Genomic DNA, 26,107 nt, shown 5'->3' with positions numbered 1-26,107 from the left:
GGGTAAATATGCACATAAAGCTTAAGAATAATTCAATTGAATTAATCATTTTATCCATAGTAATTATTTTAATTGAAAACTGCTTTTATTTAGTAGATGTAGACAATATAAGCATTAGAGGTACATTTAATTATGATGATATACCATTAGCATTAAGTGTGCTTTGGAGTATATTTGTTTTAGCAAAATATAAAAAGGTAAAAATTAAAAGCTATATGTTTAGAACTGAAATAGTCTTTGTTCTTGTTTTAGTAATTCTAAGTTCAATTAGAGGGATGCAACTATATGGACAAAGTATTTTATTAGGTATACGCCCCCAACGATTTTTTTTAATCCTATTTTTAATGTATTTTCCGCTAACAAAATTTATATGTGCTAGTGAAAAAAATAGAATTGATCTCCAAAAAGTAATATCCTGTTTAGGAATTATGGCATTAACAATATACACTGTACAGTATTTTTTAGTAAGCAAAGTATTGTTTCTTTATGTTCCTGAATCGTCAAGGTATGGAGGAACTAGATTGCATTTTGATTCAACCTTAATAAGTATATTATTTTTTTTCGTCATAGAAAATATATTTCAAAAAAGGCAGATGAAAAAGAATATTATAATTTTATCCTTATTAATCTTTTATAATATTTTTATTATTCGTGGAAGACTTGCAATATTAGCTATAGCGCTATCTAGTGCTGCAATGATTCTTTTATGGAAAAAAAATTTGTTAATTAAGATACCAGGAATAATATTTGGAGTAATAATACTAGGATGTTTATTAACTACTCCATTAATTAGCCAATATGCATCTGTTTTGGATAAGAATATTCGTAATACTGATCCCAATTATATAATTAGGGAATTGGGAAAAGAAAATTATTTAAATCAGTTAAAGGATTCACCTGTTTTAGGAAGAGGTTATATTAATGAATTGAATGAAAAAGCCTACTTAGCTGCAGGTGTTGATAAACAATACTACTTAAATGATAATGGGATAACTGCATTTGTATATATGTATGGAATTATTGGCGGAGTGTGGGTTATTTGCTTATTTGCAAAGATGTATATTTATGGTTTTAAAATGTACAGTAAGCAAAATAAATATATGTATGTAGCATATATAATTTATTTAACTATATTACTTCCCAATATACTACAATTCTATTGGGGTTTCGGTCCTATATATATAGTTATAATTATGATTTACTTAGAGGTTAATTTGAAAAAAGCAAAAGATAGAGATCGATTGATTGATAACCCAAATTTAAGAATGGGGGAGATATATGGAATCTGAAATTGCAATAGTGATACTTAATTATAATGATTATGTTATAACAGAACAAAGTGTTGATAATTTGATTAAGTTAAATATTGAATATCCCATTGTTATAGTAGATAATAATTCCTCTAATAACTCTTTTTATATATTATCTAAAAAATATGAAGACATTAAAAATATCTATGTTATTCAAAATCTAAAAAATAGCGGATACGCAGGCGGAAATAATTGTGGGATAAAATTTATTAATAATAAGCTGAGTGCAATAAGATATATATGTATAATGAATCCTGATGTAATAATATCTTACAAAGAAATTTTTTTGAATTTAATAAATAAGATTGAAGACAGAGAAGATATAGCTTTAATTGGAGCAATGATGATATTAAATAGTGAATTGAATCCAAGAAATGCTTGTTGGAGAATACCGGATAAAAAGAATATAATAACCGGATATATAAATTTTTTATCAAGGTTTAGATCATCTAATAAAAAGGAAAAAATTATGATTGATGAGAAGGATTCATCTATTGCAAAAGTACAAGTGGTACCAGGAAGCTTTTTTATTATAAAGAATGTGGTTTTACAAGAAATTGGATTATTAGATGAAAACACTTTCCTATATAATGAGGAGAATATATTGTCTATTAAGTTACGTAACAAATCCTACAGTGAATGTTTATCAATAAGCGATTATTATATCCATAATCATAAAAAAGCGGGTAGTAAGAGGAATTTGAAGGACAAAATTAGTAATAATATTATTAATTTTCAATCTAGAAAGTATTTATGTAAAACATATTATGATAAAAGATTAATACCATTATTATATATTGCTTGTTTTCTTAATGTAGTAGAAATTTCTTTACTTTATTTTATGGGCAAACTTAAAGAGATAAATTAATTTTAATAATGCAAGGAGAAGTCAATTTAATGAAAAGAATAAAATGCCATCTAATTTTACACTCTAAAGTAAAGCATTTAAATCAAATTTTTGCTGGTTTTGTTGAATTAAACAAGAAAGGAATAGTAGAACTTTCTAAAGAAAATAAATATGATACTGGAAAACAAATTCTAGAAGTTATTATTAATGATAATATAAAAGTTATCTTTGATACTATGGATGAGCAAGAGTTTTATGCAAAAACAGTTATGAAAATTGATAATATTGATTACTATTTTAAAAGAAGTTTCAAATCTATTGAAGCAAGCAAATACAATTTTAAATCTTATCCATTAGGATTAAATTATAATGTTTATAGTAAAAATGGCAATATATTAGATCTTAAAGAAGTAATAAAGAATAAGCTTATCAAAATTATTAAAAACTACAAATATAATTTCTATCCAGAAGATTTTGAAAGTTTTTCAATTAGTGAGGATAAGCCTAAAATTTGTTTTTTAACTAGAGTTTGGGATACAAATTCAAAGGAAATAGAAAATGAAGATGTCAGAAAAGAAAGAGAAGAAATTAATAATTTTAGAGTAGAGTGTATTAAGGCTTGCAAAGAAAATTTCAAAGAGAATTTTATTGGAGGAATTGAGGATAGTGAATTTGCAAGAAAATATTTTTCGGAATTTATTACAAAAAATACTGACATCACTAAGAGAGATAAGTTTTTAAATATACTCAAAGAAACAGAAATATGTATTTCAACAACAGGATTGCACAAATCTATAGGCTGGAAATTAGGAGAGTATGTAGCAGCTTCAAGAGTAATAGTAAGTGAACCGTTATATTATGAATTGCCTGGAGAATTTAAGAATGGGAAGAATTATATAGAGTTTAGGAATGCTGATGAGCTAATTGAGGTGTTAACATACTTAATCAACAATAAAGAGAAACGGCAGGAAATAATGAAGAATAACTTATATTACTACAATAATTATGTTAAACCTGAAATGATAGTATTAAACGCATTATTAAAAGTAATAAATTAAGTATAAATATAATAGAATTAAAGAATAGTCTCATAAAAATTTGGGACTATTTTTATTTATAGGATCCATATTTAGTAATTGTTATTTTACTGTATAAGTTTAATTTGCAGATGATTTTTAAAATTTATTTAAGAAAAAATCATATAATAACACTTTAATGAATAATATAAAACATAAGAAAATATTGTTAAGTATAAAATTCAATATTTCTATGAAATTAAAATAAAGTATTTTAATAAAATTTACATAGGAAGGTAGATGATGATCTTTGAAATAAAGCCTTTATAAAAGAAAGTAACAATATAATTCGAAAATTTAATATTTGGTAAGTAAAACAAGAAATGATTATAATTTTGAAGTACTAAGAGGTAAAAATATGAGTGTTATAAAAAATTATATCTATAATACCCTATATCAAATAATGAGTTTATTTATTCCGCTTATTACAATGCCATATATGACTAGAATATTTACACCTGATCAAATGGGATTAAATTCGTATACATTATCTATAGTTAGTTATTTTATGTTATTTGGAATGTTAGGAATGCAAATGTATGGTAATCGCCAAATAGCATATGTAAGAGATGACAAAATAAAGATCAATAGAACATTTTGGAGTTTGTTTACAACTCAACTAATTACCAATTCAATTTCTTTAATTATATACTATTGTTCAATTTTGTTTTATATAACAGAATACAAATTAGTGTATGTAGCACAAGGATTAAACATAATATCAGTTATGCTTGACATATCATGGCTTTTTATGGGTTTAGAAGATTTCAAGAAAATAGTTATAAGAAATAGCTTGGTAAAATTAATTGGAGTTTTAAGTATTTTTATCTTTGTAAAAAGTTCTAAAGATCTAATTTTATATATATTTCTTACTGCAATTATAAGCATTGGTGGAACGGTAATAATGTGGATTTATCTTCCTCATTATATGAAGAGGGTACAAATTGATTTGAAAATAATTAAAGGAACTATTAAACCATTGATGGCTCTTTTTCTTCCTCAAGTCGCAACTCAAGTTTATACATTACTTGCGAGGACAATGGTAGGAGTATTATCAACAACGGAGCAGGTAGCATTTTATGACTATTCACAGAGAATAATCCGTATGATTTTATCCTTAATATCATCTGTTGGAATAGTATTAATGCCTAGGGTTGCAAATATGGTGGGGAAAGGTCAGAAGGAAGATGTAAGAGAAGTGGTAAAAAAAACGTTTATGTTTATTTCATATATATCAATTCCAATGGCTATAGGAATAATGGCAATTTCAAAGATTCTTATTTCTTGGTTTTTAGGTTATGAGTATTCAGTAATAGGCCAGTTATTAGAAATAAGCTCTACAATAATAGTAGCCGTGAGCTGGGCTAATATTATTGGGGTTCAATATTTAATTGCAACAAAACAAGAAAATAAATATACAATATCAATATTGCTGGCAGCAGCTATTAATCTAATTATGAATGTGTTAGTAATAGGGAAATATGGAGCATACGGGGCCGTGATCTCTTTAATTTTAGCAGAGTTTATTGGAATTGGCATTCAGATGATTTTGGTTAGAAAACAACTACCTATTGGGTCAATGTTAATTAGCACTATTAAATATGCAATGGCGGCGATAATAATGGCTGTAATTATCACTCCTATAGGTGGATATTTTAAAAATGGTTTTGTAGCAAATGTAGTTCAAGTAATAGTTGGAATATTAGTATATATATCCATTTTATTTTGGATGAAAGATGAGATTCAAAATGAAGTAATTGACAGGTGTAAGGAATTAGTTTTAAAAAGATTAATAAATAAAATTAGAATATTATTTAATATTGCTGTTAAATTGAAAATTTCAAAAGAGTAGGGAAAAATATGAGCATTTTAGTTAGCATTAATTGTATTACCTATAATCATGAAAAATATATAGGGGACGCTTTGGAAGGTTTTTTAAATCAAAAAACAGATTTTGAATACGAAATCATTATAGGAGAAGATTGCAGTACAGATAATACGAGAGAAATAATAAGGGATTATATGAAAAAGCATCCAGAAAAAATAAGGCTTATTACTTCAGAAAAGAATGTAGGTATGGCAAATAATGAAAAAAGAGTTTATGAGGCTTCACGCGGAAAATATATAGCAGAGTGTGAAGGTGACGATTTCTGGATAGATCCATATAAATTACAAAAACAAATTGATTATATGGAGAGGAATCCAGGCTGTACCTTATGTTTTCATAATGCATATAAAATAAATACTAAAAGAAACATAATAGGAACAATGATTTCAAAAGAAATGGATAGTAAAGAACTTGATTGTGGTGAAATTGCAAAATTAGGATTTATTCCAACAGCATCAAGAGTGTATTTAAAAAATGCTATGAAAAATCCTCCATATTGGTATGAAACTGCGGTTGTTGGCGACCTTCCTTCACAGTTAATAATAACAAGTAAGGGTTATGCGCATTACATGAAGGATATTATGTCTGTATATAGAGTAGGAGTAGAAAATTCAGCAACATTTAATCTATTTTATAGATTAAATGATGAAGAGAGAATAGTCAAAAATCAAGAGGAGCTTATTTCTATATTGGACAATTTTAATATATACTCTCAATTTAAATATTCTAAAAAGATTAAAGAAAGAAAAAAGCTATATGAATATCAATTATATTTCATTAAAGGCGATATAAAAAAATTGAAACAGCCTAAGTATAAAGAGTTTTACAAGAAGCTTGGTATTAAAGCTAAAATTGGAATATATGTAAAGTCATTCAACCCTAAAATGTATAAGGTAGTAAATAAAGTTTACAGGCCTATAAAGAATATAATAGATCAGATTTTATGTCAAATTAAATATTCAGTTTTTGGGAGAAAAATATGAAACATGAGAAAAGTTTAAAATCAAAAGCTATATATGGATTTCTCTGGAGCTTCTTAGATTTAATTATGAATCAAGGTTTTCAATTTGTAATTCAAATAATTCTTGCAAGAATACTGCTTCCTGAGTATTTTGGTGTAATTGGAATGATTACTATATTTATATCAATATCAAATACTTTAATAGATGGCGGGTTTAGTAATGCTTTGGTCAGAGAAAAGACAGTTAGCCAAAAAGATTATTCAACTATATTTTATATTAATTTGATAATTTCTGTTTTATTATATATAATTTTATTTTTTTCAGCACCGGCAATAAGTAATTTTTTTAATGAAAGAATATTGATTCATATTTTAAGGATACTTTCAATAAGTTTAATAATTAATTCATTTGGACTTATACAACGGACAATGTTAATTAAAAAAATAGATTTCAAGACTCAAGCTAAGATTAATGCTGTTTCTTCATTACTCTCAGGAGGCATTGGAATTGTAGCTGCAATAATTGGTATGGGTATATGGAGTCTAGTAATAAGAACTTTATCAATGAGTTTCATACAAACAATATTGTTATTTTTATATAACAGATGGGTGCCAGCTTTAATTTTTGATATTAATTCTTTTAAGAAATTTTTTAAATATGGGTGGAAGATGTTGGCTTCAAGTTTACTAGATACCTTTTACAACAATTTATATTATCTTATTATAGGAAAGAGCTTTTTTGCATTAGAGCTTGGATATTACACTAATGCAGATAAATTGAAATGTACCGTAAGTCAATCGCTAACAGGTGCAATTCAAAAAGTCAGCTATCCTGTTCTTAGTAATATAGAAGGTGGGGATAATAAGTTAAAATCTGGTTATAAAAAGATAATAAAAAACTGTACCTTTATAATCTTTCCTATTATGACAGGGTTAGCTGCAATAGGACAACCTATGATCACCTTATTATTTGGAGAAAAATGGAGCCATTCTATTATTTACTTTCAAATATTATGTTTAGAGGGAATGTTATATCCAATTCATTCAATCAATTTGAATATATTGCAGGTAAAAGGTAGGTCGGATTTATTTTTAAAATTAGAGGTAGTTAAAAAGATTATAGGAATATCAATAATAATACTAGTGTTAGCTTTAAGACTCGGAATGATGGGCATTATGTGGGGAATTGTCTTAGAATGCTATATCACTTATTTTATAAATGCATGTTACTCAAATATTCTTATCGGATATTCCATAAGAGAGCAAATTAATGATATATATTCTAATTTCTTTACTTCAGTAATTATGGGAGTAATAGTGTATTGTTTTGGAATGATTTTTTCATTTAGTAATATTATTATTCTTTTAATTCAAATCCTATTAGGCATTTTGAGTTACTTGCTTTTAAACAAAATTATAAAAAGGGAAGAGTTAAACACCATTTTAGAATTTGTTACACAATTCAAACATAGAAGGATATTAAGTAAGTAAAAATAATAAAATGTAAAACTATTAGGGGGAATAGTAATGAGAGTAGCAATAATGCAACCATATCTTTTTCCGTATCTTGGATACTTCCAACTTATAAATTGCGTAGATAAGTATGTGTTAGATGACACTGTTCAATTTATAAAGGGAGGATGGATTAATAGAAATAGATTATTAATTAACAATGAAGCTGTAAGATTTACTCTAAGCTTAAAGAAGGGATCTGCCAGATCCAATATAAATGAAAGATATTTATCCAATAGATTCAAGGAAGAAAGTAATAGATTATTAAAAACCATAGAAATAAATTATAAAAAGGCACCATATTTTTTAAAAGTGATGCCTTTAATATGTGAAATATTAGATTATGATAATAATTCAGACATTGGGAGTTTTAATTACAACAGCATACAGAAAATATGCACATATATGGGAATAAAAACACCGCTATTAAAAGCATCGGATATTTTTGATGATATGAATCTTAAGTGCCAAGATATGGTAATAGAAATGGTTAAGATATTAAATGGCAATGTATATATAAATGCTATAGGTGGAATTGAGATTTATTCTAAAAAATACTTTAAAGAAAGAGCAATAGATTTGTATTTTATAAAGACAAATAATATTGAATATAAGCAATATAATAATAAGTTTATACCTAATTTATCTATAGTAGATGTGCTTATGTTTAACTCTAAGGAACAAGTTAAAGAATTACTTAATCAGTATACCTTAATATAACAATATCGGTATACTTGAAATTATTAAATATTTGTAGTTTGTATATATTTTATTTAGGGAATGAGGTAAGTAGAATGAATGCTTTTAAAACTCCTATTATGGTTACTAAAACTTTTTTGCCGCCAATTAAAGAGTATATGGATGAGATAAAAAAGATATGGGATAGTAATTGGGTGACTAATGATGGTAAAATCAATAAAGAATTGGAAGGCGCATTGGAGAAATATTTAGATGTAAATAATGTAATATTGTTTACTAATGGACATGCTGCGTTAGATATAGCAATAAAATCGTTAAATCTTAATGGAGAAGTAATAACAACTCCATTTACATTTGCATCAACAACTCATGCAATAGTCATGAATAATTTAAAACCAGTGTTTTGCGATATAAAATTAAGCGATTTTACTATAGATGAAAACAAAATAGAGAAATTAATAAATGATAAAACTTGTGCAATAATTCCAGTACATGTATTTGGAAATCCTTGTAATGTTGCAGCAATAGATAAAATAGCAAAAAAGTACAACTTAAAGGTAATTTATGATGCTGCGCACGGATTCGGTGTTGAATATAATAGGAGAGGCATAGGAAACTTTGGAGATATATCTATGTTTTCTCTTCATGCAACAAAGGTATATAATTCTATAGAAGGCGGAGCATTAACTACTAAAAGTGAAAATTTGAAATCATACTTCAAAAAACTAAGGAATTTTGGTATTGTAGATGAAGAAACGGTTGAGTGTTTGGGAATAAATGCAAAGATGAATGAGTTTCAAGCTGCTATGGGACTAATTAATTTAAGGTACATTAATGAAGAAATTAGAAAGCGCAAAATTATAGCAGAAGTTTACCGGGAAGAGCTAGATGAGATACCAGGAATATATTATGTTAAGGAAGATGAAAATGTAAAATATAATTATTCTTACTTCCCAATAATAGTAAATGAAGAAATCACTGGTGTAAGCAGGAATGAGTTATATAATAAATTAAAGGAATATAATGTATTTACTAGAAAGTATTTTTATCCTCTAGTAACTGATTTTGATTGCTACAAAGGGGTATATGACGACAGCGACATAACTAATGCTAAACATATTGTAGATAGAATATTAGTATTACCTATATATGCGGGACTAGAAAAAGAAGAGGCAGTAAATATAGTTGAGATTATTAAATCCATAATTTGTTTTAAGAAAAATTTTGCTGAAACTAGTTAACTTATTTTATAAACTTCAATCAAATAAAATAATCGGCAATTAAAGATATGTTATTTAAAAATGAGTAAAGGTTATAAATTTATGAATGCTAAGAATTGGCTGGTGTAAAAAATATAATACAATATATAATTATTGTATCATATTTTTTTGCACCAGCCTTACTTGTAAGGATTGATACTATATAGCCCATTAATTTTACTTTTCAAAAATAAAGTAATGAAGTTTTCTAGTTGTGGCTTCTTCATCAAATACATAATAATAAATACCGCTTATAAGCTTTCCACTTCCATCACCATCATATGGAAATCTATCTTGCAATAGAGTTTGATTTCTAAGTGAATTTATATCTTTTACAAGAGAAAGGATATCAGCTTTTTCTAAATTTGTCTGAACTATAGGAAGTACTTCACTTAATAGAGGAGGATATTGAGTTATGGGAATAGTCTTAGATTTCTCAAGCAACTTATTTAGTACAGTTCTATGCCTTTGACTTCTTTCAAAATCCCCACCGGCAGTGTACCTTATCCTGCAATAAGCTAAGGCCTGAGTGCCATTCACTAATTGACTTCCAGGAGAAACGATATCAGGGGAAGTAGTATTATTTAGTGAATTTAATTGGTGTATATATCCATTTATATACTTAAGTTCTTCATTACTTATATCCAATGTGATTCCACCAACATTATCAATTATTTTAGGCAAGGATGAAAAATTAACAGTAATAAATTTATCAATATTCAAATTAAAGTTTTCGTTAAGAGTGTCAAGGGCAAGTTTAGGCCCACCGAAGGCATAAGCATGATTAATTTTATCTTTTTTATTTTTTGTAGGAATATTAACATAAGAATCTCTTATTATTGAGCTTAACTTTAATTCCTTATGATTATTATCAATAGTTAATATCATAATACAATCTGAACGTCCGGAAACTCCGTCTGTTTCATCTATACCAAATAGAGCTATATTATCTATACTATCTTCTTTTTCTTTTGTGAGAATGTTGTTATTTTGAACAGGATTTACATTTTGTTCCGTATTACTATCATTATTAATTGCTACGGTATTTAAATCAATTTTATTAATTTTATTTAGATAGTAAAATATTAAAAGAACAAATACTATAAAAACTATAAACATAATAATTAGGATAGAAAGACCAATTTTTTTTAATACCATTATATTATTCTTATGAGAAATTCCATTGTTTGAGGGCATGTTATTTTTTTTAAAATTAATTTTATTAATCACTTTATAATCCTTTCTAAGTAATATCATAAGAATATATGCAAAAATTAGAGCATATATGTTGATTTACATAAAAGATTATTAAGTATTTTTTTTTATTCTTTACATAAGTATTAGTATATAATATTATTGTAAAGTAAAAATTTAGAGATATTGTAAATTTTAAATTCATATAATTAAAGCAAATTACAATAAAGAAAGTTGGTAAGAGTAATGGTAAAAATAGTTGTGATTTATTGTTTATTAGTTGCTGTTGTATTATGTTTTTTTCATGGAGCGCATAAGAAATGGTAGCGGATTAGTTACCTTCAAATACCTTAATATATATTTGAAGGTATATTTTTACCGAAATATAGAATATTTAATAAAAAATATAGCCAAAAGTTGATATAGGAATTATAATTAATAGGTATACTATTATTTAAATGGATATACGTAATGTTTTTATACGCAAACTTAAGGGGGGCACAAAATGAAAAAAGTAAAAATAGCACTACTAGGATTGGGGAATGTTGGTCGTGGTGTTTGGATGATCTTGAATTCTAATAAAGAAGAGATCATGAAGAGATGTGGATCAGAAGTCGAAGTGGCAAAAGTCCTTGTAAGAGATAAGAATAAGCCAAGAGGCGTGGATATTCCAAATGAACTTGTAACTACAGATTTTAATGAGATATTGGAAGACGATAGTATTAAAATTGTTGTTGAAGTCATGGGAGGAATGGAGCCTGCTAGGGATTATATGCTAAAATGCATGGAGAAGAAAAAGCATATAGTAACTGCTAATAAAATGCTGCTTGCAACTGGCGGAGATGAACTTTTTGAAAAGGCTGATGAAAAGGGAATAATGTTTAGTTATGAGGCAAGTGTAGCTGGAGGAATTCCGATTATAAAAGGAATTGATGAAAGTTTAACAGCAAATAAAATAGAGACTCTTTATGGTATTGTAAATGGAACAACAAATTATATTTTAAGCAAAATGGAACTTGAAGGTGCTGATTTTGATGATGTATTAAAAGAAGCTCAAGAAAAGGGATATGCTGAAGCAGATCCAACTTCAGATATTGAAGGATATGATGCTCAATATAAGTTAGCAATACTTGCAGCTTTAGCCTTTGGTTCTAAAATAGATGTTAAGAATGTATATAGAGAAGGAATCACAAAAATAGAAGCTGTTGATATGGAGTATGCTAAGGAATTTAAAATGGGAATTAAATTATTGGCAATAGCTAAAGAGATTAATGGCAAGGTAGAACTTAGAGTTCATCCTACAATGATTCCTAAAAAGCATCCACTGTCAAATGTTTATGATTCTTATAATGCAGTATTTATAAGAGGTAATGCAGTTGGGGATTTAATGTTTTATGGAAGAGGAGCAGGAGATCTTCCAACAGGTAGTGCTGTAGTAAGTGATATAGTTTCTATAGTTAGAAGTAATGTTGACACAGAAAATCCTAATCCAGTAGTAAAGAATAATTTATGGAAAAGAGAAATCTTAGACATGGGCTCTGTTGAAAGCAAGTACTATATTAGAGCCAATGTATTAGATGAATCAGGAGTACTTGGAGAAATTACAGCTATACTTGGAAGGCATAATGTAAGTATTCGTTCAGTAATTCAAAAAGGTGATGAAGAAGATGGGAAGGTAACTATAGTTTTAGTTACTCATAGGACAAACGAAGCTGAAATTAACAATGCAATTGAAGAAATAAAAAATCTTAAATCAGTCAATAAAATTGATAATATAATAAGAATAGAAGATTTTAAATAATTTTATATAAAGCACTGCCTAATATATTTAGGTAGTGTTTTATATTTTTAGAAAAAATATAAAATAAACATAGTATTTTGATGAAAATTAAGTAAAAAATAGAAATTGTATGTTATAATAATATATGTTTTGGTATAAAAGTGCATTATTATAGGAGTGTTTTGAGTGGGCTTAAAATAGAAGCTAAAGTAGGAGTGATATTTTTGCCAGGGAAAATAAAAGAAATGATTAATGAAATTATTAATGAACGGTCTAAAGGTAATCCAGCTATATCGGAAATGACTATAGCTAAATTAATCTTAAAAGGAATCAACCCAAATAAGTTTAATAATAATTCTCCAGACGATATAGAAATTATTGAAAAACTTATTAAAATTGCAAAACAATTAAACGTGAAATGTTTTGATAATAAGGGAGTAAATATAAAATCTTCTTTCTCAACAAAATATATAGAAGAGGAAGTTGTTATAGATATAAAGAATCAATTGAATATTAAAGATATACGGTTGATAGTTTTTTTTGCATCTTCTAATTTCAACCAACAAAAGCTTAGTAAGCTTATGAAAGAAGCTTTCAAGGAATGCATTGTTGTCGGGTGTTCTACGGCTGGAGAATTAACAAACGGACATATGTTAAAAAACTCAGTTGTAGCAATGGCTATTAATTCAAATATTATTTCAGATATTAAAGTTGAAGTAATCGAGAACATAAAGGAAGATTTAAATTTAGAAAACACCTTTACTTCATTTGAAGATTATTTTAATGAGAGTCTTTACAATATGGATACGAAAAAGTATATTGGTATGACTTTAACCGATGGCCTTAGTATGAAGGAAGAAAAAATAATGGATTTAATAGGCAATAGGACTAATGTTCTTTTTGTTGGTGGGTCAGCTGGAGATGATAATAAATTTTTAAGAACCTTTGTTTCTGCAAATGGGTGCGCATATACTGATGCAGCTGTTCTAATATTGCTGAAAGTTAACGATAATGCTGAATTTGGTATTATTAAGACTCAAAGTTTTGAAGCATTAGATTATACATTTATAGCCAATAAGGTTAATGAAGAAAAACGTGAAGTCATAGAATTAAACAATAGGCCAGCAATTGTCGAGTATGCTAAGGCTGTAAATGCATCCTCAATTGATGATGTTTCGAAATATTTTATGACAAATCCGTTGGGATTGATAGCAGGAGAAAACGATATATATGTACGGGGGCCACAGCAAGTAGTGGGAACAAGTTTATCTTTTTATTGCAATATACTTGAGGGCATGGAAGTAAAACTCCTTAAAGCTACTAATATTATTGAAGATACAAAAAAAGTAATTGAAAAGAAATTAAATGAATTTGAAAGATTAGATGGTATTATAAATTTTCAATGTACCCATAGAGCGTTAGAATTAGAAAGAAAAAATTTAGTGAAAGAGTATGCTGATATATTCAAAGATATTCCAACTATAGGGTTTTCAGGATATGGAGAACAATTCATTGGGCATATGAATCATACATCTGCTATGATTGTTTTTAAATCAAAGCTTATTATATAAGGAGTTATGGTAACAGGTGTAATTAAAATAGATAAGAAACAATTTTAGCATTTATTTTTCATTTTTTAAATAGAATATATCAAAGTGAGGCCTAAAATAATGAAAAACATGCAATTTTTTTTGAATCAAGCTAATATACTTATTATTGGCGAGTGTGATGACAATGCGAATATATTATATCGAGCTCTTAAGAATAAAGGATATGAACATATCATAAATATACGAAATGATGAACTTGTTTTAAAATATATAAAAGAAAATCTGCCTGATATAATTATATTAGATATCAGTATTAATGAAGAAAGTGGATATGAAATAAGCGATGCTCTAGGAAAAGATAGTGAACTTAACGAAATTTCAATTATTTTTATAAATAAAACTGAAAAAATCAATAAGGATAGAATATTCAATATGGGCGGGGCGGATTACCTATGTACACCTCTTAATGAATATGAAGTTATTGCAAGAATAGAGACACAATTAAAACTTAAGTTAATGGAAAATGAAATTGAAAAGTTAAAAGATGATTTCAGTACACCCAATAATGAATTAGAAAGAATTAATGAAGAATTGACAAAAATAAATCAAGTCTTAGAAAAACAAGTTAATGAAAAAACAAAGCAGATAGATGATATAACATTAGAATTGAAGGAATTTAATATTATATTGGAAGAAGAAATTAATGAAAGAACGAAAACAGAAGAAGCTTTAAAAGAAAGTGAAAGACAATTTCGTTATTCCATTGAGGAAGCTCCTGTGCCTATAATGTTATATACTGAAGATGGTCAAGTCAAAAAACTTAATAGAACATGGACTAAAATAACAGGCTATACAAATAACGATATTCCAACTATTTCTGGATGGGCAGAAATATCAGAAGTTTTCACATCAGATATAGGTGATAAGGATATCAAATTATTTTTATCTGATACAAGATTAGATGAAGGCGAATATACCATTAGAACACGTTACCAAGAAGTTAGAGTTTGGAACTTTTACTCAGCATATATTGGTGAAATGCAAGATGGGCATAAGCTATTTATGAGAATTGCTATAGATATTACGGAAAAAAAACATATGGAAGAAATTCAAAAAAACGTTGAGAAAGAAAGAAAATTATTAAATGAGTTAAAAGAATATGATAGAATTAAGACGGAATTTTTTTCGAATATATCACATGAATTAAGGACACCTTTAAATGTAATTTTTTCGGCACTTCAGATGCATGAATTGAAACTTAAGAATTGCGAAGTTATAGATGAGTCTGTGGATATATTTAAATATACGAGAATAATGAAGCAAAATTGCTATCGGATTTTAAGATTAATTAATAATTTAATTGACATAACCAAGATTGATTCAGGGTATTTTGATATTAGTAAGCAGAATATTGATTTAGTAAGCTTAGTTGAAAATATCACTTTATCTGTAGTTGATTATGTTGAAAGTAAAGGTTTATCCCTTATATTTGATACTGATATTGAAGAAAAAATTATTGCTTGTGATCCAGAAAAAATAGAAAGAGTTATACTAAATTTATTATCAAATGCAATAAAATTTACGCCTTTTGGTGGAAGTATTATGGTGAATATTGAAGATTGTTTAGAGAAAATTTGTATAAGAATACAGGATACAGGCAGAGGTATTCCAGAAGAAAAAATAGATTCAATATTTGAACGCTTTGTACAAGTTGATAAGTCATTAAACAGGGATCATGAAGGAAGTGGAATAGGACTTTCCCTTGTAAAATCATTAATTGAATTGCACGAAGGTACAATATCTGTTAAAAGCAGTATTGGAATTGGGACAGAGTTCATTATTTATATCCCATATGGGTTAGTGGATGAAGTGATAGAGGAATTTTCATTTTGTGATTCAATAGGTAAAGACTGTATAGAAAAGATAAACATTGAATTCTCAGATATATATAGTTATGAAGAGTAGAAAATTTTACTATAAAGGAATCTTGTTTTCTGAAATTTAAGGTAAAATTAAATTAAAAGTACATATTTCGTATTTTACTCATACAATTATATTATGTGCAGCTAAAATATAGGAAAAAGTTAAAAAAATATAGTATTTTATCACTATAACTTACTTTTATTAAGTTTTTTAAGCAATTGTTGAATGTAGATGAAATATCTGTTATCATGAGTATATGTTAAATAAGTAAGAGATAATGGGGTCTCAAAAACAACTAAGGCCTTATTATCTCTTTTTATATTTATCTTTAAGTTAAAGAAATTTAATATGAAAAATATTTAACAATTTTACTATGCCCCCAAAAGGAATATTTCTAAAATGTGAAGATTACTTTGCCATTGTATATTTGAACATTTATATAATATAGTTTCCACATATTAATCCCTATATTATGTAGAAATATTGCCTTTTAATAATATATGAACCTCTGTATTTATAAAGCTTCATAAATACAGAGGCTTTTTAATGTGTTATAATAATCTAGTCATATTAAGTTGTTAGAATGGAGGAATAAAATGAATAATAATAGATACTTAATTAGGTACTTTAAAATATTATTAGCTGCATATTCAGTTGTAGGTATAGGTTTAATCTTAACTAGTTCTTTAATTTTAGATATAAGTCTCAATATATTAACTATTACAGGAATTTTTGTTGTTTGCACATTGATTTATGGTATACTTACTAGAAATAAAAAGTATATTATAGCAGCAGGAATAGTTACAATTTCATATATTGCTGTAGTGATTTTTTATAGTCCAATAATTAGTTATAACGCTCATAGAAATTTGATAGGAAATATTGAAGAAGTTGATTTTTCAAGCCAGATAGAATATATTGATATAAATCAATTGCCGATTATTGACAAAGAACTTGCGTATAAACTTGCTGATAAAAAATTAGGTGAGATATCAGGCCTTGGAAGTCAGGTAACTGTTGGAGAATTGGATTTACAAAATGTAAATGGTCAATTGTGTTATGTAGCACCACTTGAACATTCATCATTTCTAAAGTGGATTACTAATAGAGAAGGAACTATTGGATATATAAAAGTAAGTGCAACAAATCAAAATGACGTTGAATTAGTAACTCAGCTTGATGGAAAAGATATAAGACTTAAATATTTAAATTCAGCATATCTTTTTAGTGACTTAAGTAGAGCAGCATACTTTAGAGATATGAAAGCGGGACATACAGATTATACATTTGAATTAGATGATAGTGGACGACCTTATTGGGTAATAACAAGATATGATAATGGAGTGGGAATTACAGAGGCTAAGGCTATTGGGGCATTAGTTATGGATGCTCAAACTGGAGAAGCTACTACCTACAGCATTGATAATTTGCCAAGCTGGGTGGATAGAATACAACCAGCAGAGTATATTAATAGATATATTAATAAATGGGGAGAGCTAGTCCATGGTGTGCTCAATTTTTCAGATAAGGATAAATTAAAAACAACAAGTGATATGAATATAATTTATAATAAAGGTATTTGCTATTATTACACAGGAATAACTTCAGTAGGAAGTGATGAATCACTAGTAGGATTCACATTAACTAATACTAGAACTGGAGAAACTAAAATGTATAAGACAGCCGGTGCAACTGAGGAAGCAAGCATGAAATCAGCTGAAGGTAAGGTTCAGCAATACGGATATAAGGCAACTTTTCCATATTTAATTAATATACAAAATGAGCCGACATATTTTATGACTTTAAAGGATTCTAATGGATTAGTTAAACAATATGCCATGGTAAATGTTAAAAATTATAATACTGTTGGTGTCGGAGATACTCTTCAGGCAACTTTAAATAAATATCTTGAAGGATTAACTAATACAAATATATCCCTCGAAAGTGGAAATCAGGAGGAAGTACTCCAGGGAGAAGTTGAGAGGATAGGATTAGTTATCAAAGAGGGTACAAGTATTTACGATATAAAGTTGAAGGATAATAATAATATTTTTTCTGTTTCAACCGAAACCTCTAGAGAAGTGGCGTTAACTAAAGTTGGCGATAAAGTAGAGTTGAAGTTTATTAAAGTTGGAGGCAGTAAATATATTTTAACAAGCTCATTTGTAAATATGTCATCTGGTAATTAGAAAAGTGATAAATGGAATTAATAAGAAAGAATAAATTTTAGTATTGTAATTTGCAATTTAATGTGTTATACTAAAGAAGTTCAGAAAGAACAGAAAAATAAAGAAAAGATTTAATTATATTATAATTTCTCCTTATGAGAAAATATTGGTTAACTAAGTCTTTGAATTTGGAGGAATTGTAAATGGAAGATAAAACATTAGTATGTAAAGATTGTGGTAAAGAATTTGTATTCACAGTTGGAGAACAAGAATTCTACAAAGAAAAAGGTTTTGAAAATGAACCAGTAAGATGCGCTGATTGTAGAAGAGCTAGAAAGCAACAAAATAACAGAAGATAGTTTCTGTTTGTAAAATTAAGCTATAAGAGTTTTCTCTTATAGCTTTTTTAATTTATATATTTTCATCTAAAAATATATAAATTAAGATTATTAATAATCTTAATTTATAATGAGGTTGCAATAATTAACAAGTTCTAAGAGTAATAAAAGGTTGGTAAAGTAAAATTAGATTAGAAAAATATCTTAATTAAGATTTAAATTTAGAAAATCAACAGCTTCAACTTCACTAATATCTTTTATTAAGGAAACTTCTTGAACTAAATACTTGTGAGCAATATTAAATAGTTGCTTTTCGCTCGTATTTAATGCTTTCTCTTTATTCATAAGTATTAAATCGTAAACAACTTCTGCGCTATCTTTAAGAGAGCCGGATTTCATTTTGCTAGAATTAATTTGATATCTTTCTTTAGCTGTTATAGATTTATTTCTACTACTTGTTTCTTCTAGGCTAAATAATATATCCTCCAAAGTTGAATTATCGCTAATTTTACGTAAATTTGAATCCGATAATTTATCACTAGGAATCATTATTTCTAGGTTATTTGATAAGATTTTAATTATTGTATACTCTTTACTCTTTCCAGAAAAAAGTTTATTCTCTATTCTTTCAACAATACCAGTCCCCTGCATAGGGTAAACAACTTTATCTCCAATTAAAAACAAGAAACGCACCTCCTTTTTCTTTATAGTTATATCATAACATATATTTCGAAAAAAGTAAAATTTAAATATATCATATATAAAAAAATATGTCAATAATATTTTTTGCTTTTATTATAACAAAAAAATAAATGAATAATAGACATCATAATGGAAATTATGATAAAGAAATAAAGAACAATAAAAAGAAATACCACAAAAGTTGGAAAAAAGTAGAGATATTTAAATTAATTAATAGCTTGATAATAATTAATATGTGATGTAATATTAAGGAAAACATTACAATAAGAGGAGGTTGCTGGTATGAGAGGGCGTAAAAGAAGAGAATCAAGGAGAGCTATTATAAGCGATAGAAAAATTAATAAAAAAAATAAGTACTTAATGATAGATAAGATTCTATCTTATAATCCTGCACTATTGGAAGGTATAGAGGTATATAAGGATGCAAATAAAAATTTTATGCTATTAATATGTCTTGGTGCATTATTAATTAATTTTCCTTTAATATCAGTACCATGCTGCGTATTGTCTATGTATTTTATTGTGAAAATGCTACAATATATAAGATATAAAAGTATAAACAATATAGTAAATGTATTAGCAAAAGATCTATCATTTAAAGGCATATATGATAAAGAAAAAATAGAGGACATGCTGGATGACTTTAAAACTAAGTATGGAGAAGATATTTTTGAATATAGTGAATTAGTAAATATGGTAGAAAAGTATGAAACTTTTGTGACTAGAATTGAGTATATTTTAAAGGGTGCAAGCTTTAATAAAAAAAGAAATATATACAGTAAAGATATTATAAATAGCAATAAGATGTCTTATATTGATAATGAAAGTAAATTAACTTATAGAGAAGTTAAAGAAAAACAATATAAGAATATTGAAATAAATGGTTTCAAGGATTATGATGAGAATTTATCTATTTTATATAAAGATGAGAATGGAGAAATTAAGATAGTTAACAAAGCAATAGAATTCTTTGAAAATAAAGATAATGAAATATGTAATAATGAAAACGCCATCATGCTAAAAAATGTAAATAAAGAAAATGAAAATCTTACCATATATCTTTATAAAAAGTCATCTATTTTACAAAAAAATGCATTATAAAATTAATTATATATAAATTATATTCTATTAAGACTCTTGGTAACTATAGACATAAAATAATAATTATAGTTGACAGGAGTTGTTTTTATTATTATTTTGTAATAAAATCGAATAGTCAAAAATATGTGAAATTTTATTAAGTTATTATGGAGGATAATATGCAAGATGTAATGATAATAGGAATAGCTGGTGGAAGTGGATCAGGCAAAACTACATTGGCGCAAAATATAAGAGAGGTATTTAATGATGAAGTTACAATACTCTGTCATGATTATTACTATAAATCAAATGAAGGAATTCCGTTAGAAGAAAGGAAAAAGCTCAATTATGATCATCCTAATTCTTTTGATACTGATCTTCTGATACGACACCTCGCGCAGCTAAAAGATTGGAAAAGCATATACCATCCAGTATATTCTTTTGTTGAGCATACTAGGCTGAATGAATCGGTTCAAGTAAAACCAACAAAGGTAGTAGTTGTAGAAGGAATATTAATATTTGAAAATAAAGAACTCTGTGATTTAATGGATATAAAGGTTTTTGTAGATACAGATTCTGATGTCAGAATAATAAGAAGATTGCTTAGAGATGTAAAGGAACGAGGGAGAGATTTAGATTCAGTGATTGATCAATATTTAAGTACAGTTAAACCTATGCATGAGGAATTCGTAGATCCAAGTAAAAGAAGAGCAGATATAATAATTCCTGAAGGTGGATCCAATTCAGTGGCATTGAGTATGCTGCTAGAAAGAATACGAAATTTTATATATAAGAATTAACTATACATAATTTATTCATATAAGTACATATTTAAACCCGTAAGAACTAAAGCTTACGGGCTTTTGCAATTAATTAGCTTATAGCAAACTGACTATTATATAAGTTAGAGTAAAAGCCATTTTCTTCGAGCAATTGTTCATGTTTTCCTTGCTCTATAATTTGTCCATCTTTCAATACTAATATTATATCTGCTTGTTTTATTGTAGATAATCTGTGAGCGATTATAAAACTGGTACGTCCAATCATTACTTGATTGAAGGCTTCTTGTATATTAGCTTCAGTCCTTGTATCAATGTTACTTGTTGCTTCATCTAAAATAAGCATAGGCGGATCTATTAGGATAACTCTGGCGATACAAAGTAATTGTTTTTGTCCTGCAGATAAATTTGCGCCACCTTCGGAAATTAATGTATCATAGCCGTTATGTAATTTCATTATAAAATTATGTACTTTTGCCTTTTTTGCCGCATTTATAATTTCTTCATCGCTAGCATCATTTTTCCCATAACTAATATTATCACGAATAGTTCCCTCGGATAACCAGGTTTCTTGAAGTACCATTCCAAAGAGATTTCTAAGAGTGGCTTTTGAAAAGTCATTAATCTCAATTCCATCAATTTTTATATTCCCAGAATCAACATCATAGAATCGCATAAGTAAATTTACTAAAGTTGTTTTTCCGCTTCCTGTTGGACCAACTATAGCAACTTTATATCCTGATTTCACACTTAAATTAAAATTTTCTATTAATTTCTTAGATTTATCATAAGAAAAGCATACCTTAGAAAAAATAATATTTCCTTTACAGGACGTTGTTGTAATTGAATTTTCTAAATCAGCACTTTCGCTTTTTTCATCTAGAAGGTTAAATAATCTTTTTGCAGATGAAAAAGCGCTTTGCAATTGGGATAATACGCTTGTTACTTCGTTAAAAGGTTTAGTATATTGATTTGCATAAGTTAAAAAGCAAGAAATATTACCTATTGATATGTAGCCTAAAATGCAATATATGGTTCCAATCACACCAACAGCAGCATAAACTAATCCATTTACAAATCTTGTTGCAGGATTGGAAAGGGAAGAATAAAATTGAGCTTTCGATCCACAGCTATATAATCTTGAGTTGATTTCTTTAAATTTGTTAATTGAGGCCTTTTCGTGATTAAATGCATTAATTACTTTTTGATTGCCAAGCATTTCTTCTATATGACCGCTTAATTCTCCTTGGACGCTAGATTGTTCTTTAAACATTTTATTGGAGTGCTTTGCTATAAATGAAGCTATAAATAAAGAAAGAGGTGTTACAAACATCACAACAAAGGTAATAATGGGACTTATGGATAGCATAAATACTAAAGTTAATACTATAGTTATTATTCCGGTAAAAAGCTGAGTTAGTCCTTGAAGAAGACCATCAGATACTGCATCAACATCATTAACAATTTTACTAATAATATCTCCATGAGCATTTGAATCTATGTATTTTAGAGGAAGTGTATTTAGTTTGTTGAAGGCATCTACTCTAAGGTCTTTTACGGTTTTTTGAGTTATATTTGTTGTTAGGATTGAAAGTATCCATTGAAAAAAAGCGCTTATAGCTATAGCAGCAGTAAATGTAAATAATATCGTAGATATTTTAGAATAGTGAACATTTTCTGGACCTAAAATCAAATCAATTGCATTTCCTATAAGAATTGGACAATATAAAGTCAATGAAATACTTAGAATTGCGCTTAGTATGGCGCCCAATAAATATATTTTATAGGGCTTTATATATGCTAATAGCCTAAGTAAAATCGAATTTCTATTCATGAAATTTTCCTACCTTTCTGAATTGTTTTGAGAAATTACAATTTCTCTATAAATGCTGCATCTATTAAATAATTCATCATGAGTGCCCGCATCTAGGAGGTTTCCATCATCGAGTACAAGTATTTTGTCTGCATTTTTTATTGTAGAAATTCTTTGAGATGTGATTATTACAGTAGCTTTATTTTGCAATTCGTTTCTTAAAGAATTTCTTAATTTAGCATCAGTAGAAAAGTCTAATGCACTAAAACTATCATCTAGAATTAAAATATCAGGGTTGCATAAAAGTGCTCTAGCTATTGTAAGTCTTTGCTTTTGTCCACCAGATAAATTTTTTCCACCTTGATCAAGATGAGTTTCGCATCTTTTTGGTAATTTATCTACAAATTCAGAGGCTTGGGCAATTTTAAGACATCTTTTGATATCTTCACTGGAAGCTTTAGGATTTCCGAGTCTTATATTTTCAGCTATTGTACCGGTAAATAAAGTTGCGGTTTGAGGAACAATTTTTATTTTATTTTTAAGTTGTATGAGAGTATAGTCTTTTATATTATGACCGTCTATAAATATATTTCCAATAGATACATCGTAAAATCGGCATATTAGGTTAATAAGAGTCGACTTTCCAGAACCAGTACCTCCAATAATTCCTATAGTTTCATTTGGATAAATCTTAACTGAAATATTGTCTAATGAATATTTGTTTGAATTATCATATGAAAAAGAGACATTTTTTAATTCTACTTTAGGAACATTTCCTTCAATAGGTTCAATATAATTTTGATCTATATTATCCCTAATAGAACTTGAAGTGTCAAAAAGTTCATTTACTCTCGCTGCAGAAGCAGAGGCTTTTGTAAATATAACCACAAGATTAGAAACTACAATAAGAGCAAGAAGTATTTGTGTAATATAATTAACAAAAGCAATTATTTGGCCTTGAGTTAAATCGCCACTATCGACACGTATACCTCCAAACCATATAATTGCAATAATAGAAAAGTTCAAAACAATATATGTAGCAGGATTTAATAGAGAAGATAGCTTACCTACTTTTATTGCAGTATCACTTAAATCTTCATTAAAATCATTAAATTTAGCTTCTTCGTATTTTTGTTTTGAAAAAGCCCGAATAACACGGACTCCTTCAAGATTTTCACGAGTAGTTAGGGATATTTTATCTAACTTTTTTTGTATTAATTTAAAATAAGGGATAGAATTTTTTATTACAATATAAAGTATCAACACAATTAATGGGGTTGCTATAAGGAAGATTAATGAAAGTTTTAAATCTAAAATCATTGCCATCATAACAGCGCCTAACGCTAAAAAAGGCGCTCTAATTACAAGTCTTATAAGCATAGCAACCGCTAATTGAAGTTGATTTACATCATTAGTTATTCTAGTTATTAATGATGAGGTTCCGAATTTATCTATTTCTTTATATGAAAAAGTGTTAAGGTGAGCAAATAATTCATTCCTTACTGTTGTACCAAACCCTTGAGATGCAATTGAGGCATACTTTTGACAAATAAGTGCTGAACTAAGACTTATTATTCCGATGATTAATAGTATAAGACCCATTTTTAATACATAATTAATATCCTTGTTATGTACTCCTATATCGATTATTTTTGCCATTATAATAGGAACAATAAGTTCAAATATTGCCTCAATTAATTTGAAAATTGGCCCTAAGATAACTTGCTTCTTATAATCTTTCAAAAAACGTGCTATTTTCAGCATGGTTATCAAATCCTTTCTTGAGTAAATTAATAATATCATTTATTATTGTAACAAAGTATAACTTATATTAAAAATATTTATCATATATGGGAAGTATATTAAAAAAGTATACACCTTAGAAAAAAGCGCGAAGCGCAATTAAGATCATTTGACTTAGAAAAAAGCGCGAAGCGCAATTAAGATCATTTAACTTAGAAAAAGCGCGAAGCGCAACCAAGAACATTTCACCTTAGAAAAAAGCCGCCCTTCTGAAAAAAGTGCGAAGTACAATTCAGAACTTATCAAGCATAGCAAAGAACTTTTATCTTACTAAAAGCATAAACCTAAATAATAGTATTGAATAAAAAATTACGAGATTAAATTATAAATAATTCACTTTTAAAAGAAACCGAAGTTCAACCAAATGAGAAAGGAAAGAATACATATGGATATTAAGCAGCTTACATATTTTATTACAATTGTAGAAGAAGGGAATATAACAAGCGCAGCAAATAAATTACATATGGCTCAGCCACCGTTAAGCACTCAACTTAAATTATTAGAGACTGAGCTTGGTACAAAATTACTTGAGCGAGGCGCTAGAAAAGTTAATCTTACAGATGCAGGAAAGCTTCTTTATAAAAGAGCTAAGCGTATAGTTGACATCACAAACTCAACTGCTAGAGAAGTTGAGGAGTTTGGAAAAGGAATTCAAGGGACTTTAAAACTTGGAACAATTTCATCCTCGGGAACAGCACTTTTAAATAATAGAATAATTGATTTTAGTAAGAAATATCCTAATATAAAATTTGAAATATTCGAAGGAAATACATATGAGTTAATAGAGATGATAAATTCCGGAATTATTGAAGTCGGAATAGTGAGAACACCTTTCAATTCAAAAGATTTTGAGTGTTTATACTTAGAATGCGAGCCTATGGTTGCTATCATGAGCAAAAATTATGATTTTAAAAATGAATATGAAAAAATAAATTTAGATGACTTGAGAAATATTCCATTAATTATTTATAGAAGATTTGAAAAAATACTGCTATCGGAATTTCAAGAAATAAATATAGAACCGAATATTTTCTGCATAAATGATGATGCAAGAACGACTGTTTTATGGGCAAGAGCAGGCCTTGGTGTTGGAATTGTTCCAAAGTCAGCAGTTAATTTGGAATTTATGAATGATATCAATTATAAAATAATTGATAAAGATACTCTGAGAACTCAAATAACTGCTATATGGATTAAAGAAAGATATTTGTCAGAAGGAGCAAAGAAGTTTTTAGAATTTTTTTATTAGATGTTCATTCATAAATAATGCAATATAGGTTTAGATTTTATAAATCTAGATATTTTATATTACTATATTGATATTAAGGTAATAATAGAAAAATAATAAGAGGACAAAAAGTTGGAAAGATCAAAATAAAATGTTAATATATAAAAAGTAAGCAATATTTAATTAAATTAAGGGGA

20 protein-coding genes are annotated in these 26,107 nt (G+C 27.5%); 16 read left to right on the top strand and 4 right to left on the bottom strand.

Annotated elements, in window-relative coordinates; all coding sequences use genetic code 11:
- The first annotated feature begins 8 nt into the window (after positions 1-8).
- The 8 genes from COL3_RS13630 (at position 9) to COL3_RS13595 (ending at position 9,534) form a co-directional block, all read left to right on the top strand.
- On the top strand, positions 9-1,289 hold the full coding sequence (locus tag COL3_RS13630; RefSeq protein ID WP_008420884.1) for an O-antigen ligase family protein: 1,281 nt from the start codon (positions 9-11) through the stop codon (positions 1,287-1,289).
- Complete coding sequence (locus COL3_RS13625) at positions 1,279-2,178, top strand: glycosyltransferase (protein ID WP_008420883.1); 900 nt, start codon at positions 1,279-1,281, stop codon at positions 2,176-2,178. The genes COL3_RS13630 and COL3_RS13625 overlap by 11 nt, the downstream gene beginning before the upstream one ends.
- Before the next feature lie 29 nt (positions 2,179-2,207).
- Positions 2,208-3,215 carry a glycosyltransferase gene (locus COL3_RS13620; protein WP_008420881.1) on the top strand — a complete coding sequence of 336 codons (1,008 nt, stop codon included), beginning with the start codon at positions 2,208-2,210 and terminating at the stop codon, positions 3,213-3,215.
- A gap of 376 nt (positions 3,216-3,591) precedes the next feature.
- The gene (locus COL3_RS13615) at positions 3,592-5,085 is read left to right on the top strand and encodes an oligosaccharide flippase family protein (protein WP_008420879.1); all 1,494 of its coding nucleotides are present in this window, start codon (positions 3,592-3,594) and stop codon (positions 5,083-5,085) included.
- An 8-nt stretch (positions 5,086-5,093) separates the two neighbouring features.
- A complete protein-coding gene (locus COL3_RS13610) occupies positions 5,094-6,104 on the top strand; it encodes a glycosyltransferase family 2 protein (protein ID WP_008420877.1) in 1,011 nt (336 codons plus the stop codon).
- Positions 6,101-7,573, top strand: coding sequence for a lipopolysaccharide biosynthesis protein (locus COL3_RS13605; protein ID WP_008420874.1), 1,473 nt, complete (start codon positions 6,101-6,103; stop codon positions 7,571-7,573). The genes COL3_RS13610 and COL3_RS13605 overlap by 4 nt, the downstream gene beginning before the upstream one ends.
- A gap of 36 nt (positions 7,574-7,609) precedes the next feature.
- Entirely contained in the window at positions 7,610-8,314 is a 705-nt protein-coding gene (locus COL3_RS13600; protein WP_008420872.1) for a WbqC family protein, read from the top strand.
- A 74-nt stretch (positions 8,315-8,388) separates the two neighbouring features.
- The gene (locus tag COL3_RS13595; protein WP_008420869.1) at positions 8,389-9,534 is read left to right on the top strand and encodes a DegT/DnrJ/EryC1/StrS family aminotransferase; all 1,146 of its coding nucleotides are present in this window, start codon (positions 8,389-8,391) and stop codon (positions 9,532-9,534) included.
- Between the two features lie 195 nt (positions 9,535-9,729).
- On the opposite strand, the gene COL3_RS13590 is transcribed toward COL3_RS13595, so the two are convergent.
- Positions 9,730-10,710, bottom strand: a complete 981-nt coding sequence (locus COL3_RS13590) for an LCP family protein (RefSeq protein WP_242982135.1) — start codon at positions 10,708-10,710, stop codon at positions 9,730-9,732.
- A gap of 541 nt (positions 10,711-11,251) precedes the next feature.
- Here COL3_RS13590 and COL3_RS13585 point away from each other — a divergent pair.
- From COL3_RS13585 to COL3_RS13565, 5 genes are all read left to right on the top strand, one after another.
- Positions 11,252-12,547, top strand: coding sequence for a homoserine dehydrogenase (locus tag COL3_RS13585; protein ID WP_008420864.1), 1,296 nt, complete (start codon positions 11,252-11,254; stop codon positions 12,545-12,547).
- A 161-nt stretch (positions 12,548-12,708) separates the two neighbouring features.
- Positions 12,709-14,097, top strand: coding sequence for an FIST N-terminal domain-containing protein (locus COL3_RS13580; protein ID WP_008420862.1), 1,389 nt, complete (start codon positions 12,709-12,711; stop codon positions 14,095-14,097).
- 99 nt (positions 14,098-14,196) lie between these two features.
- Positions 14,197-16,041 (top strand): ATP-binding protein, encoded by a 1,845-nt coding sequence (locus COL3_RS13575; RefSeq protein WP_008420860.1) that lies wholly within the window; start codon positions 14,197-14,199, stop codon positions 16,039-16,041.
- Between the two features lie 554 nt (positions 16,042-16,595).
- On the top strand, positions 16,596-18,188 hold the full coding sequence (locus COL3_RS13570) for a hypothetical protein (RefSeq protein WP_008420857.1): 1,593 nt from the start codon (positions 16,596-16,598) through the stop codon (positions 18,186-18,188).
- Positions 18,189-18,370: 182 nt separating this feature from the next.
- Positions 18,371-18,526 (top strand): zinc-ribbon domain-containing protein, encoded by a 156-nt coding sequence (locus COL3_RS13565; protein ID WP_008420855.1) that lies wholly within the window; start codon positions 18,371-18,373, stop codon positions 18,524-18,526.
- A 183-nt stretch (positions 18,527-18,709) separates the two neighbouring features.
- Here the strand turns inward: COL3_RS13565 and COL3_RS13560 are convergent, their stop codons facing one another.
- Positions 18,710-19,198 carry a CarD family transcriptional regulator gene (locus COL3_RS13560; RefSeq protein ID WP_242982134.1) on the bottom strand — a complete coding sequence of 163 codons (489 nt, stop codon included), beginning with the start codon at positions 19,196-19,198 and terminating at the stop codon, positions 18,710-18,712.
- A gap of 291 nt (positions 19,199-19,489) precedes the next feature.
- On the opposite strand from COL3_RS13560, the gene COL3_RS13555 reads away from it, so the two are divergent.
- Both COL3_RS13555 and udk read left to right on the top strand, forming a co-directional pair.
- Positions 19,490-20,308: a hypothetical protein gene (locus COL3_RS13555; protein WP_008420848.1), complete on the top strand. Its 819-nt coding sequence runs from the start codon at positions 19,490-19,492 to the stop codon at positions 20,306-20,308.
- A gap of 158 nt (positions 20,309-20,466) precedes the next feature.
- Positions 20,467-21,087 (top strand): uridine kinase, encoded by a 621-nt coding sequence (gene udk, locus COL3_RS13550; RefSeq protein ID WP_008420846.1) that lies wholly within the window; start codon positions 20,467-20,469, stop codon positions 21,085-21,087.
- 73 nt (positions 21,088-21,160) lie between these two features.
- Here udk and COL3_RS13545 read toward each other — a convergent pair whose 3' ends face one another.
- Positions 21,161-22,900 (bottom strand): ABC transporter ATP-binding protein, encoded by a 1,740-nt coding sequence (locus COL3_RS13545; protein ID WP_008420844.1) that lies wholly within the window; start codon positions 22,898-22,900, stop codon positions 21,161-21,163.
- A gap of 9 nt (positions 22,901-22,909) precedes the next feature.
- Positions 22,910-24,643, bottom strand: a complete 1,734-nt coding sequence (locus COL3_RS13540) for an ABC transporter ATP-binding protein (protein WP_008420841.1) — start codon at positions 24,641-24,643, stop codon at positions 22,910-22,912.
- A gap of 403 nt (positions 24,644-25,046) precedes the next feature.
- Here COL3_RS13540 and COL3_RS13535 point away from each other — a divergent pair, with 403 nt between their 5' ends.
- The gene (locus tag COL3_RS13535) at positions 25,047-25,931 is read left to right on the top strand and encodes a LysR family transcriptional regulator (protein WP_347474375.1); all 885 of its coding nucleotides are present in this window, start codon (positions 25,047-25,049) and stop codon (positions 25,929-25,931) included.
- Positions 25,932-26,107: the final 176 nt, after the last annotated feature.

Source organism: Clostridium sp. LS (assembly GCF_002760435.1).
Classification (GTDB): domain Bacteria; phylum Bacillota; class Clostridia; order Clostridiales; family Clostridiaceae; genus Clostridium.
Note: the sequence above shows the minus strand (reverse complement) of the source record. Positions and strands in the feature narration are given on the sequence as shown.

What these genes read in the sequence shown, in the direction of transcription:
- COL3_RS13630 (WP_008420884.1), top strand. Translation starts at nt 9, where the DNA reads ATGCACATAAAGCTTAAGAATAATTCAATTGAATTAATCATTTTATCC.
- COL3_RS13625 (WP_008420883.1), top strand. Translation starts at nt 1,279, where the DNA reads ATGGAATCTGAAATTGCAATAGTGATACTTAATTATAATGATTATGTT.
- COL3_RS13620 (WP_008420881.1), top strand. Translation starts at nt 2,208, where the DNA reads ATGAAAAGAATAAAATGCCATCTAATTTTACACTCTAAAGTAAAGCAT.
- COL3_RS13615 (WP_008420879.1), top strand. Translation starts at nt 3,592, where the DNA reads ATGAGTGTTATAAAAAATTATATCTATAATACCCTATATCAAATAATG.
- COL3_RS13610 (WP_008420877.1), top strand. Translation starts at nt 5,094, where the DNA reads ATGAGCATTTTAGTTAGCATTAATTGTATTACCTATAATCATGAAAAA.
- COL3_RS13605 (WP_008420874.1), top strand. Translation starts at nt 6,101, where the DNA reads ATGAAACATGAGAAAAGTTTAAAATCAAAAGCTATATATGGATTTCTC.
- COL3_RS13600 (WP_008420872.1), top strand. Translation starts at nt 7,610, where the DNA reads ATGAGAGTAGCAATAATGCAACCATATCTTTTTCCGTATCTTGGATAC.
- COL3_RS13595 (WP_008420869.1), top strand. Translation starts at nt 8,389, where the DNA reads ATGAATGCTTTTAAAACTCCTATTATGGTTACTAAAACTTTTTTGCCG.
- COL3_RS13590 (WP_242982135.1), bottom strand. Translation starts at nt 10,710, where the DNA reads ATGGTATTAAAAAAAATTGGTCTTTCTATCCTAATTATTATGTTTATA.
- COL3_RS13585 (WP_008420864.1), top strand. Translation starts at nt 11,252, where the DNA reads ATGAAAAAAGTAAAAATAGCACTACTAGGATTGGGGAATGTTGGTCGT.
- COL3_RS13575 (WP_008420860.1), top strand. Translation starts at nt 14,197, where the DNA reads ATGAAAAACATGCAATTTTTTTTGAATCAAGCTAATATACTTATTATT.
- COL3_RS13570 (WP_008420857.1), top strand. Translation starts at nt 16,596, where the DNA reads ATGAATAATAATAGATACTTAATTAGGTACTTTAAAATATTATTAGCT.
- COL3_RS13565 (WP_008420855.1), top strand. Translation starts at nt 18,371, where the DNA reads ATGGAAGATAAAACATTAGTATGTAAAGATTGTGGTAAAGAATTTGTA.
- COL3_RS13555 (WP_008420848.1), top strand. Translation starts at nt 19,490, where the DNA reads ATGAGAGGGCGTAAAAGAAGAGAATCAAGGAGAGCTATTATAAGCGAT.
- udk (WP_008420846.1), top strand. Translation starts at nt 20,467, where the DNA reads ATGCAAGATGTAATGATAATAGGAATAGCTGGTGGAAGTGGATCAGGC.
- COL3_RS13545 (WP_008420844.1), bottom strand. Translation starts at nt 22,900, where the DNA reads ATGAATAGAAATTCGATTTTACTTAGGCTATTAGCATATATAAAGCCC.
- COL3_RS13540 (WP_008420841.1), bottom strand. Translation starts at nt 24,643, where the DNA reads ATGCTGAAAATAGCACGTTTTTTGAAAGATTATAAGAAGCAAGTTATC.
- COL3_RS13535 (WP_347474375.1), top strand. Translation starts at nt 25,047, where the DNA reads ATGAGAAAGGAAAGAATACATATGGATATTAAGCAGCTTACATATTTT.